Source organism: Flavobacterium sp. CFS9, assembly GCF_041154745.1.
In the GTDB taxonomy this organism is placed as follows: domain Bacteria; phylum Bacteroidota; class Bacteroidia; order Flavobacteriales; family Flavobacteriaceae; genus Flavobacterium.
Map to the genome: position 1 here is coordinate 457,103 of NZ_AP031573.1, position 24,995 is coordinate 482,097.

General features: G+C 35.7%; 18 protein-coding genes. 16 read left to right on the plus strand and 2 right to left on the minus strand.

The genetic code is table 11. The features are described 5' to 3' along the window. The first annotated feature begins 244 nt into the window (after positions 1-244). The 11 genes from ACAM30_RS01815 to ACAM30_RS01865 all read left to right on the plus strand — a co-directional run bounded on the left by ACAM30_RS01815 (position 245) and on the right by ACAM30_RS01865 (position 15,139). Complete coding sequence (locus ACAM30_RS01815) at positions 245-3,457, plus strand: SusC/RagA family TonB-linked outer membrane protein (protein WP_369616959.1); 3,213 nt, start codon at positions 245-247, stop codon at positions 3,455-3,457. Between the two features lie 24 nt (positions 3,458-3,481). Next, complete coding sequence (locus ACAM30_RS01820) at positions 3,482-5,182, plus strand: RagB/SusD family nutrient uptake outer membrane protein (RefSeq protein WP_369616960.1); 1,701 nt, start codon at positions 3,482-3,484, stop codon at positions 5,180-5,182. Positions 5,183-5,335: 153 nt separating this feature from the next. Continuing rightward, entirely contained in the window at positions 5,336-6,769 is a 1,434-nt protein-coding gene (locus ACAM30_RS01825) for a hypothetical protein (RefSeq protein WP_369616961.1), read from the plus strand. 106 nt (positions 6,770-6,875) lie between these two features. Continuing rightward, entirely contained in the window at positions 6,876-8,888 is a 2,013-nt protein-coding gene (locus ACAM30_RS01830; protein ID WP_369616962.1) for a hypothetical protein, read from the plus strand. Between the two features lie 385 nt (positions 8,889-9,273). Beyond that, entirely contained in the window at positions 9,274-9,627 is a 354-nt protein-coding gene (locus tag ACAM30_RS01835) for a hypothetical protein (protein WP_369616963.1), read from the plus strand. Positions 9,628-9,785: 158 nt separating this feature from the next. Beyond that, entirely contained in the window at positions 9,786-10,166 is a 381-nt protein-coding gene (locus ACAM30_RS01840) for a heavy-metal-associated domain-containing protein (protein WP_369616964.1), read from the plus strand. 63 nt (positions 10,167-10,229) lie between these two features. Next, positions 10,230-10,718 carry a TlpA family protein disulfide reductase gene (locus ACAM30_RS01845; RefSeq protein WP_369616965.1) on the plus strand — a complete coding sequence of 163 codons (489 nt, stop codon included), beginning with the start codon at positions 10,230-10,232 and terminating at the stop codon, positions 10,716-10,718. A gap of 1 nt (position 10,719) precedes the next feature. Then, positions 10,720-11,247, plus strand: coding sequence for a heavy-metal-associated domain-containing protein (locus tag ACAM30_RS01850; RefSeq protein ID WP_369616966.1), 528 nt, complete (start codon positions 10,720-10,722; stop codon positions 11,245-11,247). 2 nt (positions 11,248-11,249) lie between these two features. Continuing rightward, positions 11,250-12,056, plus strand: a complete 807-nt coding sequence (locus tag ACAM30_RS01855; protein WP_369616967.1) for a hypothetical protein — start codon at positions 11,250-11,252, stop codon at positions 12,054-12,056. A 48-nt stretch (positions 12,057-12,104) separates the two neighbouring features. Next, positions 12,105-14,078 carry a cytochrome c biogenesis protein CcdA gene (locus ACAM30_RS01860; protein WP_369616968.1) on the plus strand — a complete coding sequence of 658 codons (1,974 nt, stop codon included), beginning with the start codon at positions 12,105-12,107 and terminating at the stop codon, positions 14,076-14,078. A 314-nt stretch (positions 14,079-14,392) separates the two neighbouring features. Continuing rightward, positions 14,393-15,139, plus strand: a complete 747-nt coding sequence (locus ACAM30_RS01865) for a ThiF family adenylyltransferase (RefSeq protein ID WP_369616969.1) — start codon at positions 14,393-14,395, stop codon at positions 15,137-15,139. A gap of 128 nt (positions 15,140-15,267) precedes the next feature. On the opposite strand, the gene ACAM30_RS01870 is transcribed toward ACAM30_RS01865, so the two are convergent. Together ACAM30_RS01870 and ACAM30_RS01875 are read right to left on the minus strand one after the other, a co-directional pair. After that, positions 15,268-16,140: a hypothetical protein gene (locus ACAM30_RS01870; protein WP_369616970.1), complete on the minus strand. Its 873-nt coding sequence runs from the start codon at positions 16,138-16,140 to the stop codon at positions 15,268-15,270. A 41-nt stretch (positions 16,141-16,181) separates the two neighbouring features. After that, entirely contained in the window at positions 16,182-20,021 is a 3,840-nt protein-coding gene (locus ACAM30_RS01875) for a peptidoglycan DD-metalloendopeptidase family protein (RefSeq protein ID WP_369616971.1), read from the minus strand. 338 nt (positions 20,022-20,359) lie between these two features. Between ACAM30_RS01875 and ACAM30_RS01880 the strand changes: the two genes are divergently transcribed. From ACAM30_RS01880 to ACAM30_RS01900, 5 genes are all read left to right on the plus strand, one after another. Beyond that, positions 20,360-20,974 carry a hypothetical protein gene (locus ACAM30_RS01880; RefSeq protein ID WP_369616972.1) on the plus strand — a complete coding sequence of 205 codons (615 nt, stop codon included), beginning with the start codon at positions 20,360-20,362 and terminating at the stop codon, positions 20,972-20,974. A 100-nt stretch (positions 20,975-21,074) separates the two neighbouring features. Next, entirely contained in the window at positions 21,075-21,764 is a 690-nt protein-coding gene (locus tag ACAM30_RS01885) for a hypothetical protein (RefSeq protein ID WP_369616973.1), read from the plus strand. 83 nt (positions 21,765-21,847) lie between these two features. Beyond that, positions 21,848-23,917: a hypothetical protein gene (locus ACAM30_RS01890; protein WP_369616974.1), complete on the plus strand. Its 2,070-nt coding sequence runs from the start codon at positions 21,848-21,850 to the stop codon at positions 23,915-23,917. Positions 23,918-24,299: 382 nt separating this feature from the next. Continuing rightward, complete coding sequence (locus ACAM30_RS01895; protein ID WP_369616975.1) at positions 24,300-24,494, plus strand: hypothetical protein; 195 nt, start codon at positions 24,300-24,302, stop codon at positions 24,492-24,494. 27 nt (positions 24,495-24,521) lie between these two features. After that, positions 24,522-24,992, plus strand: coding sequence for a hypothetical protein (locus tag ACAM30_RS01900; RefSeq protein WP_369616976.1), 471 nt, complete (start codon positions 24,522-24,524; stop codon positions 24,990-24,992). Positions 24,993-24,995 lie beyond the last annotated feature (3 nt).

The following is a 24,995-nucleotide window of genomic DNA, read 5'->3' on the forward strand; positions in this document are numbered from 1 at the left end:
TTATCCGTTTTATTTTTAATTTTTAATTATTTATCGCCATTTTATTAAATATACCGCAAAAAAACTGGTAGGTACTGGTATGCAAGATTTTAGAACATTTATACTTTTGATTTTCACATTTATCTCTTTTTCACAAACAGACAAATCAGTATTCCACACATCCAGTCTGCTTCTAAAAAGAAAAAAGGAGAGCAGATCTGACAAATTAAAAAATTCATTACTAACCAAAACCACTAAGAAAACCATGAAATTATTAACCAAAGACAAGCCAAAAATCGACTGGCTTAGCAACGAAATCTGGAAGGTTACCAAACTAACATCGGGATTTCTGTTTGCTGTGACTTTGCAGGTTTCTGCTGCAACTGAATTTAAAGACATCAGACTTTCTTCGAAGCTGAATTACATCCCTCTTACTGAGAATAGTGCAAGCAGCGGAAAGTCATCTATTACCGAACAAAAAACAATCAAAGGAAAAGTAACAGGTACAAAAGGTGAGCCTTTACCGGGAGTTAACATTGTAGTAAAAGGATCAAAGACCGGAGTAACTACAGACTTCGACGGTAATTTCACCATAGAAGTTCCCGACTCTAATAGTATACTGGTTGTTTCATTTACCGGTTTTGTTACCAGAGAAATCATTGCAGCCAATGCCGTAACTATTCAGCTTGAAGAACAAAATCAAACTCTAAACGAGGTAGTTGTGGTAGGATACGGTACACAGAAAAAAGGTTCTACAACCGGAGCAATTGCTTCTGTCAAAGGATCGGCACTGACACAAAATGCTTCAGCGAACGTTTCAAATGGTCTTGCCGGACGTGTATCGGGGGTAATTGCCAACAACCGTTCAGGGAGACCCGGTGATGACAGTTCCAGCCTTTTAATCAGAGGGTTTAACTCATTTGGAGGCGGTACCAGCCCTCTGGTTGTTGTAGACGGTATTCCGGATCGTGACCTGAACAGAATCAATCCGGATGACATTGAGTCAGTTACAATTTTGAAAGATGCATCGGCCGCCATCTACGGAGTGCGTTCTGCTAACGGGGTAATTCTGGTTACCACCAAAAGAGGAAAAGAGGGCAAACCAACCATCAAAATTGACGGTTCTTATGGCATTCAACAATTAACCCGAATGGATGAGCGAGTGAATGCCTGGCAATACATGACTTATTATAACGAATTAAACGCCAACAAAGGAACGACACTTCCTTATACGCAATCTGATATAGACAAATACAAAGCAGGTAATGATCCTAACTATACAAGCACCAACTGGCTTAGAGAAGTGTATCGAAAAGATGCGCCTCAGTCTAATGTCTCTCTTTCTGTAAACGGAGGTAACGAACAGGTGAAGTATTTCTTTTCCGGTCAGTTTTTAAATCAGGAAAGTAATCTCAGGTATAGCGACGAAAGGTACAGACAGTTCAACTTAAGATCGAATATCGATGTAAATATTTCATCAAACTTAAAAGTGAATCTGGACATTGCGACCCGTAAGGAAGACCGAAATTATCCGGCGATTAGCATGGGAAGTATTATGCACGAAACTGTAAGTATGTACCCTTTTATTCCGGCATACTGGAAAAATGGCCTGCCATCTTCCGGAATTACAAATGGACGAAATCCAATCCTAATGTCTTCTTCAGCGGCTGGTTATGATAAAGTAGTCAACCTGATTGTTAACCCGAAAATAGGATTTGATTTGAAATTACCAAAGATTACTGAAGGATTATCTCTGAACGGATATGCTGCGTTTGACTATAATGTCCGCAGCGAAAAAAGATTCACCAAACCATGGGATGCTTATTCGTATGACAAAGCAAATGACAGCTACAACAATGTAAAAAACAGTACAAGCATAACCAGTATTATGCAGGACGAGCAAATTACGAATCAAAATACTTATTTCTTAAAATTAGCTTACGATCGTAAATTCAATAAACACGCTTTTAATGCTTTTGTGGGATACGAACAAACTACAACTGACAAAACCGAAACGTATGCCTACCGAAGAGATTTGCTGAGTGATCAGTTGGATCAGATTTTTACAGGGGGTACCAAAGGTCAGAATGCAACCGGAAGCGCTTACCAGGACGGAAGAGAAAGTTACTTGGGAAGAATTGCCTATAACTTTGATAATAAATATTTTGCTGAAGTTTCTGCCCGCTACAACGGATCTTTTAACTTTCCGTCTTCAACGCGCTGGGGAGTATTTCCTGCAGTATCTGCAGGCTGGAAAATATCCGAAGAATCATTTTTCAAGAACAATATAAAAGCAATTGACCAGCTTAAAATAAGAGCTTCCTGGGGAAAAATGGGTAACGATGATTTGAGTGAATGGATTAATGGTGTGTTTTATCCTAACCAATACCTTTTCTTAACACGATATCAATTGACTACCAATCAGCAGAATTACAGTTATTTTGGATCAGATTATACCTTAAACAACAGTATTTATCTTTCGTCTACTCCTAACCCTAATATTACCTGGGAAGTGCAGCATTCGACAAACGTAGGGCTTGACTTTGGATTCTTAAACAACAAACTAACTGCTACTTTTGATTATTTCAGTAACAAAAGATCTGATATTTTAACTGCCAGAAATGCGTCTGTGCCTTTATACACTGGATTGGCACTTCCTAAAGAAAATATTGGGGAAACGGTTAACAGAGGGGTTGACTGGTCTTTAAATTATGCCGATACGAGCCATCAATTCAAATACAGTATTGGTTTTAATCTTACTTATGCGCAGAGTGAAGTACTGTTTCGCGATGAGGCTTCAAACATTCCGGAATGGCAAAAATCAACCGGAAAAGCGATCGATTCCTGGCTCGTTTATCAAACAAACGGTATCTACCGCACACAGGCAGAAGTTGATGGTTCTGCTCATTTTGAAGGAGCGAAACCGGGTGACCTTTGGGTAAAAGATACAGATGGAGACGGAAATATAACTTCTAATGACAAAGTTAGAATTCCACAATCTGCGACACCAAAAATTGCTTATGGTATTCCAATGAGAGCTGAGTACAAAGGTTTTTCTGTTGATGTACTCTGGACAGGGCAATCAAAAGCCAAACAAATGATTCTGCCACAGGGGCAGGGAGCAATTGTAGCACCGCCAACATGGCTGTACAATGACAGATATACAGCAGATAATCCGAATTCAAAATACCCTGTAGCCTTTAACGATTCGGATAATAAAAATAATATTCCGGCTGACTTTTGGTTGAGAGATGCTTCTTTCTTCAGACTAAAATCATTAGAGATATCGTATGTATTACCGGAAAAAGCGCTTTCAAGATTTGGAGTATTGAACATGAGAATTTATGCCGGCGGAACGAACCTCTTCTCTATTGATCAGATGAAAAAGTACAACCGTGATCCTGAAACAAACAATACCACAGGTATCAATTATCCACAAACCCGTATCTACAGAGTAGGTGTAAGTATTGAATTATAATCATACAACAAAAAAATTCCAGACATGAAAAATTATAAAAAACATAAACTCATCAATATAAAAAAGAAGGTATTCATTCTTGCCTCTCTTTTTATTAGCATTGCCTCACTTACTTCCTGCAGTGAAGATCCTCTTGATAAAGTTCCCTTAGATTCCTATACAGATGCAACTGTGTGGAATGATTTGAAGCTTGCTGAAGCTTTTGCAAACAATCTCTACAATGTTTTACCCAGCACACAGCACAATTGGAACAATAAAACAAATCGCAGCTGGATTTTGTCGACTGCCTGTGATGAAGCTTTTAACAATTTTAACGATTATGACATTTGGACACTAAATTCAGGTGCTCTTACTCCGGATAATGCAAGTGATTTTGATATTTGGAAACCTACCTACGCTACCATTCAGAATTGCAACATTTTTTTATCCCGAATTGATAATGTTCCGGGTGACGAGGCTACCCGCAACAGATTAAAGGGTGAAGTAATTTTTCTGAGAGCTTATGCTTATTTTAAATTAACCAGCGATTACGGTGGAGTCCCTCTTGTAACCGTTCCTTTTGATCTTAACAGTAATTTCAAAGTAGAGCGAAGCACTTACGAGCAATGTACAGACTTTATTGTTACCGAGTTAGACAAATCTGCCGATTTACTACCTTTAAATACTTCCAGTCTTGGAAGAATTACCAAAGGTGCCGCTCTTGCAATCAAATCCAGAGTATTACTTTATGCTGCAAGTCCGCAATGGAATACGACTAATGATATTTCGAAATGGAAAAAAGCATCCGATGCTGCAAAAGCCGTTATTGATTTAAATATTTATCAGCTGTATGACAAAAAATACGAAGATCTTTTTACAACCAATAATTCTGAAATTATTTGTTCCCGTTTATCCAGTAAAGATCCTCAATGGAGTGCTTTTAACGGTGTAGAAATGTTTAATTCGCCTAGTGGTTTTCACGGCTGGGCTAATTTTGCACCAAGCCAGAGCCATATTGATGCTTACGGAACAGCAGATGGTAAGGACATTACTGATCCATCATCGGGTTATGATCCTCAGAAACCTTATGTAAACAGAGATCCGCGTTTTTATAAGAACATTGTATATGATGGACGTGCTTACGGAAAACCTGAGTTCTTCAAGGACCGTTATGATGCCGGAAGTTCAAACAAAGCTGAATTTTATGAAGGCGGATTAGATTCTCCTCAGGGATGGGATACCTGGAATGCCAGTAAAACACGTTACACTTTCCGCAAATATTGTGACACGACCTACAACTACAACAATGAAACACAAACCAACAAAGCCTGGATTATTTCCCGTTTAGGCGAAATTTACCTAAACTATGCCGAGGCACAGTTCAAATTGGGTAATGAAGGTACCGCCATACAATATTTAAATGCAATCAGACATCGTGCAGGAATAACAAATCCGTTGACAGGTTTAACCGGTACGACTTTAGAAAACAAAATCCGTAATGAAAGACAAGTCGAATTATGTCTGGAAGGGTTCCGCTATTATGATGTTCGTCGTTGGAAAATTGCCGAGCAAACCGAAAATAAACCTTTGATGGGGGTTGTGATTACCAAAAACGGAGATGGGTCAAAAACCTACACCTACACTAAAGTACAGGATCGTTTTTTCAAACCTCAGCATTACTTATTACCAATTCCGAGAGATGAAGTAAACAGAACAAATCTTACTCAAAACCCAGGTTACAATTAGAATTTACTATTTCGCTTTAATAAATTATCAGTCTCATGGTATAGTCGATCAAACAAACTGGTAATGCTGCAAACCCACTCTGTAAATTGTGTGGGTTTGCTTTTAAAATTTTACTCCGGTTTTAAAACCCAATTCAAATAAAAAAACAGCCTCATGAAATACCGATTTATACTTATAGTTGCAAATTGTTGTTTCTTTTTTAGTACAAGTGCCCAAAATACAACAACTTTCAAATCATCAGATCCTGCTTTAGAACTTGCTTTTAATCGTGCCAAAGATATGGCCCTAAGCTATAAAGGAGATTCAAATGATCCGGTTGGACCGTGGTATGAAGCCGCACTGCCTTCCCGATCTGCTTTTTGCATGAGGGATGTCGCACATCAAAGTATTGGCGCAGAAATACTCGGATTGCATAAAGAAAATAAAAACATGCTGTCTCTCTTTGCTCAAAATATTTCAGAAAGCAAAGACTGGTGTTCGTATTGGGAAATTAACAAATACGGAAAACCTGCACCTGAGGATTATCGAAATGATAAAGAATTCTGGTACAACCTCAACAGTAATTTTGATATACTGTTTGCCTGTTGGAGATTGTATTTATGGACAGGCGATGAAAGTTATATCAGAAATCCTGAATTTGAAAACTTCTTCGAGAAATCAGCCACCAGCTATATCGAACGCTGGACACTCGATGCTGACTCTCTATTAACAAGACCGGAATTTCCCAACGCTCCTGTCTCTTTTAACAGCAAAGATGATTTTCACAGATGCCGTGGTCTTGCCTCCTACTCAGAAGGAATTCCGGGATTAAAAATGGGTATCGATTTAGTTGCCGCGATTTATCGGGGGCTACTCACCTATTCTGCCATTTTAGAACACAAGGGAGATTTCCAAAAGGCTAAAATCTTCAAAGAAAAAGCTCTAAAATACAAGCAGCAGATTGAACAAACCTGGTGGGACAATACAACCTCAACTTATAATGTTATTTACACCAGCAACGGAAACTTTAGCAAAGATGCCGGTGAACTGTTTTTGTTATGGTTTGATGCTTTAACAGATTCTACTCGTACTAAAAAAACAATTGAACATATTATTTCGGGGAAAAACAATGTCGAAAATTTATCTTATCTCCCTTTCTTACTGTACAAATACGGTTTTGAAAACAAAGCTTATGAATACATCTTATACCTAACCGATCCTGCAACCAAAAGAAGAGAATATCCCGAAGTTTCTTTTGGAGTAATCGAGGGTATTGTACACGGCTACATGGGTATAGAACCTGATGCAGCCACCAAAACAATCACTACTTTATACCGCGGAAAAAGTAATACCACCGCTGAATTAGACAATTTACCCATTTTAAATACCCTCTTATTTATCCAACAAGAAAGTCAAAAAACGACGCTTTACAACAAAGGAACCCATCCGATACAATCGCGCATTATGTTTTCCGGAAATTATAAAACAATAGTTCTCAACCATAAAAAAATTACCGCCAGCCACAAAAAAGATGTTAACGGAAATTCCTATACATTTGTTGATGTCCCTTTAAATTCCGGACAGAAAATAACTGCATCTTTAAAATAATAAATCACAAAAAAATTTATCTAAAAACAACACAAACAAACACTACTAATACGATAAATAAAAGCTGCTGGCGGTAATTATCCAAAACCTATAAAAAACAATTCTAATGAAGAGATTCTTTCAGAAAAAACAAAAACACATTCTATTGGCCCTTGTCACTTTTTTCTCCATAGTGTGGAAAACATTTTCGCAGGAAGACCGTCGCTGGCAGATCAATCAGGACGGCACTATTTCGTGGCAGATCGGCAACAACATTCCGCATGACGATCATATCGAAATGAGTGGCAAGAAGATTTCAACTGTTCTAAGGTATGGCATTGCAGCAGACGGTTCGTTCCGTGCTACCCGCAGTTTGGTCTGGCCCATGCTCCGAACCATTCCTAATAATACCCATGCCAGTTTAACACGAAGGTTTTCGCAAGACGGTTTTAATTTGGTAACTGTGAACTACAAACCTATTGCAGCAGAAAAAGTGACTTCACTAACTTTGGACGGAACACTACTTGTGAAGAGTAAAGCAGGCAATACACTGGAATTGACCCGACAATTTTTTCCGTCAACAACTTTAGCGGGTTATTGTGAAATTTATACTCTTAAAAACATTTCTGAAAAAAACTGTGTCGTAGAAATTCCAAAATCGAATACCGTTTACACCACAGATCCCGCAAAAGGCACAGAAGGCAGTTATGCCATACATGTTGATCTTTACAACTCCGGAAACTTTACTCTTAAGACCAATGAAACTATTCGTTTTTCTGTTTTCTATTCAGGTGTCAAAACAAACGAGCAGGTTCCTGTTGTAAATGTCGAAGAAGAAAAAGAAAAGCGCATTAAACTAATTCAGAATATCTGGGACAAACTCATCTTAGAAACCCCCGATCCCGTTTTAAATACTGAATTTGCTTTTGCCAAAATCAGAGCTTCTGAAAGTATTTTTGAAACCAAAGGTGGTCCTATGCACGGTCCGGGAGGAGAATCTTACTATGCTGCTATCTGGGCCAATGATCAGGCCGAATATATAGGTCCGTTTTTTCCTTTCTTAGGTTATGACTATGGCAATCAGGCTTCACTAAATGCTTATCTACAATTTGCCAAATTTATGAACAAAGAATACCAACCTATTCCGAGTTCGATTGTAGCCGAAGGAACTGATATTTGGGCCGGAGCCGGTGATCGTGGCGATGGTGCGATGATTGCTTATGGAGCTTCGCGTTATGCACTTTCGAGAGGAAATGCAGATGAAGCCAAACAATTATGGCCCTTGATCGAATGGTGCCTGGAGTATTGCCATAGAAAATTAAATTCTGATGGTATTGTAACTTCCGATTCTGATGAACTTGAAGGCCGTCTTCCTGCCGGAAAGGCCAATTTAAACACCTCTTCTTTATATTATGATGCTTTGAATTCTGCTGTTTATTTGAGTAAAGCTTTAGGGAAAAACGAAGCACAACTTAAGGCTTACAAAGCCCAGGCTCAAAAATTAAAAACAGCCATTGAAAACTACTTTGGTGCTAAAGTAGAAGGTTTTGAAACGTACAAATACTACAAAGAGAATGATATTCTAAGAGCCTGGATCTGTACGCCGCTCACGATGGGCATCTACGATAGAAAAGATGGAACCATTGAGGCCTTATTCTCACCAAGATTATGGACAAAGGACGGTCTTGCCAGCGTAGCGGGTGACAAAATTTTCTGGGATCGTTCGACTTTGTATGCCCTAAGAGGCGTACTCGCAGCGGGAGAAACCGACAAAGCACTGGATTTTCTGCATTACTATTCTAACCGCCGTTTACTAGGAGATCACGTACCCTACCCTGTAGAAGCTTATCCCGAAGGAGATCAGCGTCATCTTTCAGCTGAAAGCGGATTGTATTGTCGAATTTTTACCGAAGGATTGTTTGGTATCCGACCTACAGCTTTGAACTCGTTTGACTTCACTCCACGTCTTCCTAAATCCTGGCCCATCATGAAATTGCGCCACATCAGTGCATTCGAACATGATTTTGACATTACGGTGGAAAGAGCCGATAAAAAACTAAAAATAACAATCTCTGAAGGCAAAAAAATAATCGTCAAAAAAGTTATTAAAGACGGAGATACCGTAAATATTGTTTTTTAATAAAATACTTAATCAAAATAAAGAACCTGAGGTTCGGAACATATAAACACGATAAATATGTTCCGTTCCTATGGAACTTTACAAAATGAAAAAAACTATTTTTCAACGGATTAAAATCAGTTGCTACAAAAAAACATTCCTAGCGGAATTAAAATTTTACGAAAACACATACGTGAAACTCCTGCTTGCAGAAAATAATAATCTAAACTTTTTATAAAACGAAACTGTATTGAACTTAGCAAAATAAAGAACCCACTTTATATCCAATTTAACTTGCAATCCTCAAAGAACAATTAAAAACTTCCGCAATATTGAATCTTTTCTAAAATATTTACAAAAAAATTAACAAGCTAAGCCGGTAAATAAAAATATCTTTGTCGCAACTATGACAAAAAAGTTCTACATACTGCTATTCGTTACGATTGGTTTCCTGATGGGGCCAACGTTTACGTATGCGCATGGAACAAAAAAAGAAATGTCATGTTGCAAAAACGAATCTGCTGCAAAAGATTGTTGCAGCAAAAAAGATTCGAAAGACAAAAAACATGGCTGTGATAAGAGCTGCATGGGAAATTCCTGTACGCCAACCAGTAGCTGTGGCTTTTCGCCAATGGCAATTTTTCAAACAGAAAACCACTCTCTAATTGGTTTTTCTGAAAAAAAACAAACTTACTTTTACTCGGAAATCTTTATTTCTTCAGATTTCCGTTCGATCTGGCTTCCACCTAAAATAAGCTAGATTTCTTTTGTGACAGCCAGAGGTCTGTCTTATCCAAAGCCATTTTTAAGGCTTTAATTCAAAACTATTTTTTAATCTTAACTCTATGTCAGAAATAGCTGTATTTGCTATAGTTTCTGCTGTGCTTTAGGATTAATTCATCCAAAAAAACACATTCAATGAACTCAATAACAAAATTATTGATGGCAATGTCTCTCTTGCTATCCGTTACTTTCGCCAGCGCTCAAATCAAAAATAAAACAACTGAAAAAGTAAAAGTCAACGGTAACTGCAGCATGTGCAAAAAAGTGATCGAAACTGCCGCAAACGTTAATAAAGAAGCCAAAGTAATCTGGAACGAAGACACTAAAATGGCTACTATTACTTACGATGCTCAAAAGACAAATCTTGACACCATTCTAAAACGCATCGCAGATGCAGGATACGACAACGAAAAATTTAAAGCTCCAAATGCCGTTTACGACGAACTGCACGGATGTTGTCAATACGACAGAGAACCAAGCGATAAAAAACCAACTAGTTCGTCGTCACATCATTAAAAACCAATTTACTCGTAATACTTTTATTTAAAACCAATTACTGGTAAACCTAAAAAAGAAATCATGTTCAAAATAAAAAATATAATCACGCTATTCACTCTTGTAGCAGCCGTTTCTATGACAACTGCACAAATAAAAGTGGGAGATACTTTTCCGGATGTCCAGCTTCAAAACAATAAGAATATTACAACCAAATTAAATTCTTTTAAAGGAAAAACGGTTTTAGTAGACTTCTGGGCATCCTGGTGTGCTCCTTGCCGACTGGCCAACAAAAAACTCGTTAAAATGTACGAACAGTATAAAGATCAGAATTTTGAAATCGTTGGAATATCAATCGATAACGACAAAACAAAATGGTTAAAAGCCATTGAAAAAGATAAGATGAAACATCAGCAATTAATAGATCCAAAAGGTTTTGAAGCCAAAACAGCTCTGACTTTCGGAGTTGAGGCACTGCCTTCTGCTTTTCTTTTTGATGCATCAGGAAAACTAGTTGCTATCAATCCAACAGAAGCTCAAATAATTGCTCAAATCAAAAAAAACAAAAAATAAGATGAAAACCCTAAATATAAAATTCATAGCCCTTACACTTATCCTATTACTAACAGGTGCAAACTCTTACTCTCAAATTACTAAAGCCGAAATAATTGCAACAGGACTAACCTGTTCGATGTGTTCGAATGCTATAAACAAACAATTAAAAGCTTTTACAGAAGTAGACAGTATCAGTACCGATTTAAATACCAATACGTTTACCGTTTATTTTAAAAAAGACAATTCTCTGGAGCCTAAAGTCCTGAAAAAGGCAGTGGAAAAAGCCGGTTTTTTTGTTGGGTCGCTGGTTTTAACAGCGAAGTTTCATGTAGACAAAATTGAGGACAATACCACTCTGAAAGTCGATGATGCTACCTATACTTTTATCGATATTAAGAAACCTGTAGCACATGCCGAAGGGAAATACAGAGTTATGGATAAAGGTTTTGTAACGCAGAAAGAGTATAAAAAACTCCTTAAATCGTATTCAAAATATCCTGATTACGCTACAGAAAATGAGAATGATTATTATTTAAAAGCCCTTTAAAAATGAGATATTTATCCATAATCTTCTTATTTCTGGTTTCTTATCAAATTGAAGCACAAGAATTATTTGTAGTAACTGAACCTGCCAGTAATGCTCCGGCGGGTTCAATCGGAGTTCGTGTTGGACAATCCTTAATGGAAAAGAAACTCGAAAGCGGATCCATGTACAATTTAACTCCCGAAGTGACCTGGGGGATCAATAAAAACCTGATGGTTCGAACCTCAGCTTTTTTAAGCAACCAGGACAATGGACTAGGTCTTAAAGGTGGTGGTTTTTATGCCAAATACCGATTCTTTTCGGCAGACGATTTACAAAGTCATTTCAGGATGGCTGCCTTTGGACGATACAGTTACAATAACTCTTACTTCAATCAGGAAGCGATAGATTTAGCCAATGGAAATTCAGGTTACGAAGCCGGTTTGGTTGCCACACAGTTACTTCATAAAGTAGCGATAAGTTCTTCCGTAAGTTATGTGCGCGCTCTTAACAATGCCGATTACAGTTTTCCGGATATGCTGGGTAAAAATGCCATTAATTATACCTTTTCTGTGGGCAGATTAATGCATCCTAAAAAATACACCAGTTACAAACAAACGAACATTAATGCAATGCTGGAGTTTACCGGACAAACTATTACTGAAAATGGCAGATCATACCTGGATGTAGTTCCTTCAATTCAGTTTATCATCAACAGTCAGGCGAGAATTGATTTGGCATACAAAAAAGAATTGTACAGCTCTATGCAGCGTATGGCAACCGATGGTGTTTTTCTGAAACTGGAATATACTTTTTTCAATGTAACGAAGTAAATAAATCCTATTATCACCGGAACAAATCGTTCTGATTAAACCTATAAAATGAAGAAAATAATTTATTTATTATTCCTGTTCTTTGCTTTTGTAAAAGTTCAGGCACAGATTATAAATCCTGTGAAATGGGAAGCTTCGATCGAGAAAAAATCCGAATCGGAATATCAGCTTTCTTTTAAAGGAGCTATTGAAAAAGACTGGCATGTCTATTCGCAATTCACTCCCGAAGACGGTCCGCTTCCGGCTGAATTTCTTTTTCATGATTCCAAAAACAATTATGAACTTATTGGAAAAACAACGGAAAGCGAAACCCACCGAAAATTTAATGAAATCTTCGGGGTAGACGAAATTTTCTTTTCAGACAAAGCTGTTTTTACCCAATTAATCAAACCAACCAATCCGGAAAAAGAAGTCATACAGGTAGAGCTTTCTTATCAGGTTTGCAAAGAAAATTGTATTAGTGAAACCAAGTATTTTGAATTCAATCTTAAAACGCTTGAAGCGAAAGAAATTCAGGCCGCTGACATTTCAAACGAAAAAACCGGGAAAACAACAGTGAATCCTGCCATAGAAAAACAGCCGGAAGCTGAAAAATCAGATTCCAGTTTGTACATGATTTTCATTATTGCGTTCTTATCCGGTTTTGCCGCATTGCTGACTCCTTGTGTGTTTCCGATGATTCCTATGACGGTAAGTTTCTTTACCAAACAAAGCAAAACCAAAGCTAAGGGAATTAAAAACGCCATTATTTACGGTATTTCAATCATCCTGATTTATGTATTTCTGGGCTCGGTAATTACGCTAATTTTTGGTGCAGATGCGTTGAACGCCTTGTCTACCAACGTCTGGTTTAATATCATCTTTTTTATCTTACTGATTGTGTTCGCTGCATCGTTTCTGGGTGCCTTCGAAATCATGTTACCCAATTCATGGGCCAATAAAGTCGATCAGCAGGCCGATAAAGGAGGTATTATCGGAATCGTGTTTATGGCATTGGCTCTGGCAATTGTTTCTTTTTCCTGCACGGGACCCATTATAGGAACTCTACTGGTTGAAGCAGCTTCTAAAGGCGGAATCGCACCTATTGTGGGAATGTTAGGTTTCTCATCGGCTTTGGCATTGCCTTTTATGCTTTTTGCCATGTTTCCGGGCTGGTTGAATACATTGCCAAAATCCGGCGGCTGGCTCAATACCGTAAAAGTTTTTCTGGGCTTTCTGGAATTGGCTCTGGCATTTAAATTTTTATCCAATGCCGATTTAGTGTTACAGCTGCACTGGTTTGAAAGAGAAATCTTCCTGGCCATTTGGATCGCTATATTTGGTACGCTGGCTTTCTATTTATTTGGAAAAATAACCTTGCCGCATGACTCTCCAACCTCATCCATTTCAGTAGGACGTTTAGGAGTTGGATTAATCCTATTGACCTTTACCATTTACCTGATTCCCGGATTATGGGGCGCTCCTTTGAAACTAATTAGTGGATTCCCTCCCCCGATGACTTACAGCGAATCTCCGTATGGCGTGGGTGGAGCCGGTAAAAATACCTCATCAGCTGAAAAAGCTTTGCCAGATGGGGCACACAAAGGTCCACACGACATTATGGCTTTCACCGATTATGAAAAAGGACTGGCCTACGCCAAAAGTGTAAACAAACCGATCCTTCTAGATTTTACCGGATTTGCCTGTGTGAATTGCCGAAAAATGGAAGATTATGTATGGTCTGATCCTCGTATTTTGTCCATCTTAAATAATGAGGTCGTTTTGATTTCTTTGTATGTTGATGACAAAAGAGAATTGTCTCTTGAAGAACAATATGTCTCTAAAGAAACCGGCAAAAAGATTACAACCATCGGAAATAAATGGAGTGATTTTCAAATTACCCGTTATAAAGCAAATGCACAGCCGTACTATATTTTATTGGATACGAATGAGCAAAAGCTGAGCCAACCTACAGGATACACTCCTGATATCACTGAATACGAGCAATGGCTGAAATCCGGTATTGTTAAGTTTCAGAAATAATAGTACCATTTTTTTTACATCTGTGCATTTTTTAAACGTTGTGCACAATCGTGGACTGTTGAAGTCCATAAAAGAGGGAGATATTTAGGTATCTCCTTTTTTTTATTCTGTCCTAGGACAAAGAATGAGTGGTGCACGAACACATTTTAAAGTAATGACTTTTAGTGATTTGGTATTTCGGTATTAATATTATTTTCGATACTTTAGCTCTGATACAGATTAAAAAACGAGCAGTTCTGAGAAATCACAGGATTCCTGTTGGCTCATTTTTCTTTATCAAAAGGATAAATTTTTAACGATTGTAAAAAGTAAATATGGAAGAAAGGCACATCAGAAATAGGCTTTACATTAGCCCTGAAGAGCAGGAATTAATCAAAAACACTCCGATATTATTAGGCGGAGCAGGTATCGGAAGCGCTATTGCTGAATGTTTATTGCGATTAGGTTTTGAAACCATGACCATCATCGACGGTGATGTTGTCGAATTATCGAATTTAAACCGACAAAATTATACCGAAAACAATATCGCACAACCCAAAGTAGAGGCGCTTAAAGAACGATTATTATCGATAAACAGTCAGGCAAAAATCACGATACATAACTGCTTTTTAACACCTGAAAATGTTGGTGATTACATCACAGATCATAAAATTGCCATCAACGCTCTGGATTTTACTTCTGATGTTCCTCTTATATTTGATTCGATTTGCCAGAAAAAAAACATTCCGGTTTTACATCCTTACAATCTGGGATGGGGCGCTTTGGTCTTAGTCATTTCAAACGATGAAGGCCTGGAAGTTCTAAAAAAACCAAACGAAAAATTTAGCGAAGTGAATGTCGTTGACTATGTTTTAGAATATATGCGCTACTGGGAAAACCCGCAAAAATGGCTGGAAGAAATTCTGGACCAATACAAAAAGGAAAACAAAAACCTCTCTCCTCCTCAACTTCCAATTGCATCATGGCTGGTAGCGGGAATGTGCACCCACATTGCATTTGACATCGCCACCAACACTCCCGTGAAAACATTCCCGGAGTTTTATCTGACTTCACTTAAATAGGGGATTTAAAAGAGTTTCATCTTTATTATAAAATTTAAAAAAAGCTGCATTCAATTATTTTGAATGCAGCTTTTAAATACTATTTCTCTATTTTAGATTAATTCGAAGTACTCTTTAAAGAAAAAAAATTAAGGTAAGGACAAATATTCTTTATATTCAATTTTATTATTATCCTTTTTATAGAAAATATAACGATTTTCACCTCCCTGAAAACTCATCTCAATTTTTAAGGTATCTTGTAAAATCCACTTATATTCAACCTCAGCATCTTCAGAGCGTGTTTTAAAATTACTTTGTGGTAATTTTTTTAGCAAATCCTTTTTTAGATAATTAGGTGACTCATTATAAAATATTTCATAAGCCTTACTAAATGTGCTTTCATTGCAAACACAAGTTTTATTTAAAGGATCGTCATATCTGGAAATCCCATTGTCATTTTCTTTACACTTAAAAAGTAGTACTTTCGTATTCTTACTTTTAACAAACTGCATGTAATCGCCAGAATACCAAACAAGCAAATCATCCCCAAACCTATAAATTTTATGAAATGGAGGCGAACACTTGGTGATAATAACTCCTTTAAATGTATTCAACTTAATTTTGAAGAGATCATAGATCTTTTTATCTAAGCTTTTCATCTCCTCTTCTAACGAATGATTATAAAAATGTCCTTCGATATGATATTCCAGATTATGTATCGAGTCGATTTCAAAGGAAGCATCACAATTTTCATCTCCTAAAATAAATTCACGCTCTAATAATTCAAAATTACTAGTATCAAGATTATCAGAATTTGGATTTGATGCTTTTTTCAATTCCCATTTTCCCTGAATATCCGATAAAGCAAACACGCCGACGTTATTTTCTTTTTTTAGAAGATATTTTGAGTCATCAGTTTTAACTTGTTTTAGATCTGCATTTTGCTTCTCCTCTTTTTGTTGTTTACAACTTATTAGTAAACCTAATATAACTATTAATAAAACTTTTAGCTCTTTAATCATTTTTTTTTATTTTAAACGAAAATACATTTTTTTTTAAAATATTAATGTGTTGAATCGTAAATCCCTTTTAAAAACATATCTCTTTCTTGTTTTCTTCTTTTTTTATTTTGAGAACCTGTTTCTATTTCATTAACAGCCAACGAATAATTTTTAGAATTTAGATATTCTATTAAGTTAGGAGCTTCAAATCCTTGTCCAATATTATAAACATAACTTACCAAAGCATCAAATTCATATTGAAAAAGTGGTGTTTTTATTTTTCGTCTTACAGCTTTTTCAAAAATTAAAATATCATTCTCAAATAATTTACTAGCCTCCTTCTCCGAAATACCATTTTTAAATTTCTTTTCAGAAAAACTACCATCGCATTGACCGGTATGAATCAAATGCCCGTATCCGATAGTACAATTTCCTTTACTATCATCATCTCCATCATTGTCATACATTTTCATTTTAAACAATTCCCAATCTTTTATAAACTGCTTACCTTTTTCACTTATTTTTAAAGACTTAATATCGATTCTGTTTCCTTTATTTTTTTCAAACGTATTTTTATATCCTTCTAATAAGATATCGATTGAATCTAATAAATCTTTTCTACGCTGAAAAGGAGAGCCATTTAACTTATCTGTTAACGGATGATTTATATTTTCTTCTTCAGCAGAAAATATTTCAAAGTGGAGCATATATATTTTTTCACCACTGATTACACTTTTTCCTAGTAAATTACCAGTTTTACCAAGTATTTGCTTTTGTTTGATTTTATCTCCTTTTTTAACTTCAATACTATTCGGGTCTAATTCACCATATCTAGCTATAAATTTCCTTCCATCTTTCAACTTGTGTAGAACCGTTACTTGATTTGTTCCAGCATAAAAATATCTAGCTTCTAATACTTCTCCATCCGCAATAGCAACAACTATGGCTTTAGGTTCTGTATATAAATCTCTTCCAGCGTGTTTTCTTTTTCTATTATCTCTGTAAGAGTCAAATGTTGCTTGGTTATGTCCATCGGCAGCTGTCCAATTATAATTTTTACCCCACTTTGAACCAGTATCATTTATAGGCTTTTCTACTAATGGAAAAATAATTTCTTTCTTTTTAATACTATCACTCACAACCATATTCAATCCTTTATAACCCAAATGTATCGTAGAATGTCCTTCGATACCCACATAGTAACTCATTTTTTCGCCAATTTTTGCACCTTTACGACGTGTTATTTTAAAAGTTACGGAAGCAGTACCTTCTGAATCTATTTTTACTTTACTTCTAAAATTTGGTTCTTTACTTGCTTTATGGTATGTTAGTACAATTTCTTTACCGATCATGTTTTGCGTTTTGGCGACAATGGTTACATATTCACCGCTATAACTAAGAGGAATTTCATCCTGTGCTGTAACTCTTTTTCTGTCGTACTGAAAATAGGCATCTGTAATGTTTGCATCCGTTGCAACATTTAAAACTGCCGTATTTACACTTGCATTTTTCTTAAATGCATACAGTCTATTATTTTGTATCCCCATCAACTTGAAACTAATTTTCGCCGTTTTTCCTTCCTGAATCCCAAAACGTCTCTGAAAAGTATTATCAAAAGTTATAACCTTGTTTATTTCCCCACTTCCATCTGTTGTAGTATCGTTATAATAAGAAGGCTCTTTACTGCCGTTTAGGTAAAAACTAATTCTCACTTTCTGATTGTCATATCCCGGAATCTTTGCTTTTACATGATTTACTTCTCCTGAAAAACCGGAAGTTTCTTTCTTGTCTCCATTACTATAGGCCCAATACGCCTCAGTGACCTGCGGACGCTGTACTTCCATTTTGAAAGTAGCTTTAGCATCGACACCTTTTGCTATGTCGCTAAAAGCTTCTACTGTGTAGTGCCCTTCTTTATTGGGGATAGCCATAATAAAAGACTCCCATTTCTGAAAATACTTTCTTTTTGGAATACCTTTTTCGGTAAACCAGACCTCTCCTGATGGCAAGTATGGTTTATTACTAGAATCATAAACGATCCATTTTACATCCTCTTTTTCTTCATCTGTAGGAGGTATTTTAAAAGTTTTTGCTTCCAACCTAAAAGTCTTATTTGAGCCACCCAATAAAAAGACATTTTTATCGGATTCTCCCTGAGCAAGACCAATGCTGGTCACTTCATTTTTAATTGCTGAAACTTCAAACTCCTGCGTCAATGCATACTGATCCTTACTGATTACTTTAATCTTATAAGTTCCTAAATCTGGCATCATCAACTTAATGTTACCTGTTGAGTCCAGTTCTTTTTCCTCGGAAATTGAGGTTCCTTTATTATTAATTTTAGTCTCTATTTGGTAATAGAATTTTAACGGATTTAATGTTTTAATCTTAGGCTGCTTTAAAGCTGTTTTAAATAAAAACTCTTTTGCAGAAGGTCTTACCAATCTTCCTTTAACTGTAGAAGGGGGCAAAATTACAAGCTCCTGGGTAACTATTTTTATTTCTACAAACGCAAATGACTTTTTACTTTTCTTATTGTTTGCTCCATGCTCATACCCATAAGCTTCAATTATAAAAACACCTTCTGTATCAAAATTATAACTAAAGGATATCCCTTCATCTTCAAAAATAGTTTCTTCGTATTTTTTACCTTTTCTCGCCTTGTAAACAATCCAGTTAATACCTTCGTTTTTATTTCCATTTTGAACGATCAGGGTTTCGTCAAGGAAAAACTCCAAAGTTTCTCCTACAATAAAGGAAGAAGCCGCTGTATTTTTTATTTTGACCGCTCCTCTTTTTACGGCATTTCCCTGAACATCTTCATAACTTATTTCTTTTAAGAATACATAGACAGCCTCTCTTCCAATCTTGCCATAAAGTCTATCTGCGCTTAAATTAGGATAAATTTTGGTTTTAGTGGTTATAGTAATTGTACCAGGCAGGTCATCCAGTCCCTCTACTTGTCCTAGCAATAAAAACAGTTCATTATATTGTTCAAAAAGATTAGCCACATTGGTGCTGTCTTTCAGTAATTCTTGTTGGATTATTTTCCAGCGTTTTTTACTTCCTTCAGAAATTTTCCCAAACAATATATTGGCATCAATTGCTTTAATCATTTTTTCACGAACGATTTCCCAATTAAAATTTTGGGTTGTCGCTACGGAATTCAGTTGTTTTAGAGCGGCGTACATTTCTGTAAATAATGCATGATTTGGTTTACCTTCAAAATCCTGTACAGACGCTCCTTCATCAAAAGCCTTAGAAATTCTGGTCCAATATTCTACTGCTGCCGTGTCATTTGCAGTAGTGGCCAGTTCTAATTTTTTTCTGATTGCTTCATTAACAGCTTCCAGAGTTGGCTCACCTTTTGGCTGCAGTTTTTCTGGTATCGTCAGCATTTGCAGTGCCTCAACACCAGAATAAATCTGACTTGTTAAACCTTTATTTAACTTTAAAGCATCATCTTCAACTCCGAATATCGGAGAAGTAGTGTTAGCTAATAGAGCAGCACTCATCATTGTGCTGTCGATAGGATCAGCAACGCCTTCTCCGATTGAAGTGTTAAAATTTGTAGTTCCAAAAGGAATAGTTCCGGACAGCGTTGACACATTATTAAAAGTCTGCCCCGTTTCTCCGAAAACCGAAGGAGTATTGTTTACCGATAATGCTGTATTAGCACTTGTATCGTTCACGCCCCCTTCGGCCGAGAAGTTAGAATTGTTGAAAGAAGGAATTTGACTCTTCTGCTCCTTCCATAATTGTTCTATATCCTTTTGCTGGCTCATTTCTTTTGAAATTTTTGCCAGTTCTTTTATCATGACATCGGTTAAATGTTCAGCACTTTTTACATCAGCACTATTTTGTATTAAAATATCGAAATTGTGAATTACGTTTTTACTCATTGGTAGCTATTTTTCAGAGTGTAAAAGTAATCTCCTAGTTTATCATTTTAAAACTTCAAGGCGTTTGTATTCAGTAGTTTCAGTAGAATGGGAACTTCCTGAAACTACTGAATAGGAAAGGTTATTTTTTCTTTTTTCGGCATTCTTCTGTTCTACTTTTACACCCTCAAAAAAATTAAGTAATCCTATTTTCTGTAAGCATTCAATACTTTAAAATGTACTACTCAACTCTATTAAATATCATTAAAAAACATGGAAAAAATACCTAAAATACCTGATAAGAAAAGCCTGAAAAACTTGATAAATCAATCTTACTTACATCATTAAAAAAGAAAAATATGGCTATACAAACATTAAACACTATTAAAAACTGGTTTAAAACCAGCGCTAAACCAACACAACAGCAATTTTGGGATACCTGGGATTCTTTTCGTCATAAAAACGATAAAATTCCCGTAAAAGATGTTGAAGGGATTGGTGAATTATTAACCAGAAATAAAATTGTTCCATCCGGACAGTTTATAATCTTTAAGGTTAATCCCAATACAGCTGATGAACTAGAGATTGGTGATAGCGTAATAGGATATTGCGAAGGAAATTTCCTTTGCGAAGCTACCTACTATGGTGGAGATACAAACTTGATGAGCAGCTTTACAAAATCAGACAATATAGTAGGCAGAATTATATCTTACAATACTGACGATCATTACTTTCTTTACGAACTAAATAATGAAGTATTCTTAAGATCTCACAGTAATGGTGTTTATAACGGAATTACACTTAGGTATAAAAAACCAAAAGAACTCGGATTTTCCGACGGAACATTTCATGGCACATACCCAAAATCATGGCTTGGACTTGATTCTGGTACTATCATTAAATTAATAGATACTACTGGTGATTTGGAAGATTCGGAAGAATTTATACTCCCATATTTTGAAGACCGAGAATAAAAACACTATTAAACACTATTACGTTTCTTTCCATCATAAAGATTAACAACAACTTAGAGTCATTAAGAAACTAAGTCAACACAATAAAAGTCTAACTCTAATGAATAATAAATTTTCTAAAGAACCTAAACACTGTATCAATAAACCGTTACAGTTAAATTCTGTATCGAAAAGTGAAAACACCGCATACAATATACTTGTCCAAGGAATTGACAAAACTGTAAAGTTTGTACCTAAAGAAGAAATTAATTTCCAAAACATTCTCAATAATGGGGCTGAAAACGGGGCTACTGCAACTGTTGCTGGAGGTTATGCAGGGATATTAACAGGATTTTCTCCGTATGAAAAAAGTATTGGATTTATTACGCACAATGAAGATTACTTAAAATCTGCCGAACTAAACCTGTCAAACGGATCTTTTTCAATTGGAGCACGTGCAACTAATAATTCTTGTCAATTAAATTATAACTATGGTACATTAGAAATTCAATTAATTCACGAGAATTTCATGAGTAGAATTGAATTTCAAAGACCTATGTCTCATAGTACCTTCACCTTTCCTTCTCGCGCTGAAGCCGGTAGTTACACAGTAGCTATGACCTCTGATCTTGCCATAGATAACCCTACATCTACATCATTATCTCCAAACACTTTAAATTCAAAATATCCCTACGCTGTCAATGGCTTTAGAGTTCATTGTCCATCCATTTCGACTGGTGCATTAATTTATGAAAAAATGTCAACTGGTTGGTTAGAAATATCAGCTTCAATTGTTTATGATCCTCAATAAATGATCTATAAATAAAATATAAATATATGAATATTACTCTTTAACAAATTCATGTTTTAATCACATAACCATTTTCCAATACTATGGCAACAAATATCAATACCATTCTAAGCTGGTTCAAAACTGGCAAAAAACCAACACAAAAACAATTTTGGGATTCCTGGCAAAGCTTTTGGCATAAAGAGGAACAGATTCCGCAAAATTCTATTCAGGATCTTCCACAAACTTTAAATGACAAAGTTGAAAAAGATCTATTTGAGGACCATAAAACGAATAAAACAGCTCATGAAATTTTATTTGCGGAAAAAGAAAACATCAATAACAAAAGCCAGACAATTTCATCATTATCAACAAATAGTGATTATCCATCTTCAAAAGCAGTCTATAACTTTGTAAATGATTTAATAAAAAGTGAAAATAACTTAAATACCGAAAAGATACTCGACTTAGTCAAATCAAATTCATTAGTTCCAGGCAATTATTATTTGATTAATGATTTTCAAACCATTTATACTATTAATGGATCAAACTCTGCTCCAACCCTATTTAAAAGACGAATAAATTCTTTTCCCGCAAAGTATGCTTCTCTCGATGTTGGTTATGATCTAAATTTAACTGTAGGTAAAACGGTTGTTATCACTAAACTTCCCAATGACTACACAGGACCATTACTTGTTGGTTCAACAACAACCGTGGCTATCGTTGCCTCTCAAGGCTATTATTTTCGTTTTGCCAATGGAATGCAATCCATTATAGGATTAGAATTTGAATATTCAATGCCAAGATATTCCAATGGAACTACTGACAATTTAGTGATAAATGATGCGAATGGAAAACCCGTAATACGTCCCGGAGGAGTATTAAATACTGAAGTACACAATGGTACAGCCTATATGGATATGTCGGCAGAAGAGAATCTTAACGTTCCTATAGAATCCATTATTTTAAAAGCAAAATCAACAAGAGAGTTTGAACTAGAAGGAAAATCACTAACCTATCCTGACGATATTATCGAATATAAATTGCCTGTCGCCGGAAGTATTGCCACTAAAGGCACAATCTTAAGACGATACAACAGAGCCCTTGGTATTGATTTAAAAATCGACTGGAGAGTACAGCGCTATCGCAGATGGAAAATTTCAGCTGATTCTATTTTAAAAACACTAAACCAGGATCAACCGGTAACTTCCTTAACAGGATTTGCGGGTGTTTATCAATTTACAGCAACTAAATCAACTACTGCAACACCGGAAAGATTCTATGTCGCCCACGATTTAGATTATAAATCTTTAACTATCGATGCCGATACAAAGATTATTGATTTTACAATGGAAGTTAGCTCAAACACTTACGCTAAAGATTTTACGATTTTCAAACTAGATCAGAATCATCAGCCTGTTAATGTAAAAATGATGAAAGTTTCCGGGTTATTTGAGAATACAGTAATTCAGTATAATTTAGGAGAACTTAATTTTGACACGAATATAGATGCCGAAACATTATCAAATACAACATTTGTATGCTCAGTAGTAATTACCGGAAATTCTAGCCAGATATCCAACAGCTTATTTTTAGATACCCTTTATAATATTAATTCAAAAATTGTAATTAATAACCTGAAATCATTATCTCAACTATCAATTGATGCATCATCTTTTTCTCAAATCAACAATTCCGTAATCGGTGTTAATCTTAACAATTACAGTAGTGGGAGCAAACCTTCTGTTAGATGGATCAAAATCGAAAACATACAAAGTTCGTCCTTAAACAAGGTCCTTCTGGGTGGGGCATTACCATCTTATAATTTTAACAACTCAATAATTGAAAACAGTACTTTATATTTCTATAATAACTTACGTAATGAAGCTTCAACAATATATACCAATTATAGTAAATTAATATTCAACAACTGCTTAATATTTTCAATGTCCATTTTCAATAGGTCTAAACTAGGCAATACTATATTTAACGGCATCACAAGCAGTGTCAATTATATTCCTGCCTCTGCATCCGGAAGAGATGTTTACATCAATTCAATAGATTTAGATGAAATGAAAATCCAGATGAATAAATTTAATCATAAATTATTTTATGAGGAACGAGATGCCTCAGACACTTTAAGCATTAAAACTTACGCTGCTCCTCTATTATAGAAGAAGAAAAAAAGACTCATAAATATATTCATCTCTGTTGACCTCAGATTACATTTGAATAATAATGTTAAGCCTAAAAGAATAAAAAATCTCTTTTAGGCTTAACTCTTTTCATTCCGCCCTACTTTTTAAACTACCTCAATTTACTAAACATCTACATTTAAAGAAAACAGCTATCAACTGAAACTACTGAAAACGAGGAGCAGATTTTTCGTTTTCCAGCTCCCAGTGCCTTATTTTTACATCTGCTAATAAAATCGTTTAGCACTCTCAAAATCAATATAAAAACACCGCTTGCTTACGGGAATATCCTGAAAGTAACTACCTCATCTATTGAGAATATCTTAAACAGTATTACCAACCTTTAAACATCAAATCAATCATGAATTCTACATCCAGAGATTTAGGAGAAATTCCTATGACACCCGATCTGAGTAATTTTAAAAATCCTTTGAAACAACAGTCCGAAGGCAGCATTATTATTGGAAACTTTAATATTTCTCCTTTAAATCAGTCACAAACCACTGAAAGTTTTAGCGAAATCCTGAAAAGAGAAAGCACAGACAGTTCTATTTAAAACATCAAAATTCTTAAAATCAAAAAAATGCTAGACGAAACAGCAATCGAAAAACTAAAAGAGAAATATGGTAACGTATTAAAACTTACCTCTGATGATCAATCTATAACAGCATATTGCAAGAAACCATCTCTCTCAACATTTCTAAATTATCAAAAACAATACAATGATGATCCACATGATGCAATTTTGTTTCTGTTCAAAGAATGTGTACTTGAAAAAGAAAATTATGATGACGAATTCATGCTTTCTGCAGGAAATTCAATCATCTCAATGATTCGCTCAGAAAGTGAATTTACCATCAATGCAACACCTCAAAAAGATGAATTCAAGAAATCGGCAGCACTTATACGCCAGGCTTTTCAGGTAGATCCTTATCAATTACCTATGGAGGAGTTTTACAAGTTAATCGAAGAAGCACTCTGGCTGCAGAAACACAACGAAACAAGACTCGAAAACACCTTTATTACAGCCTTCGCTAAAACATTCTCCAACTAAAAA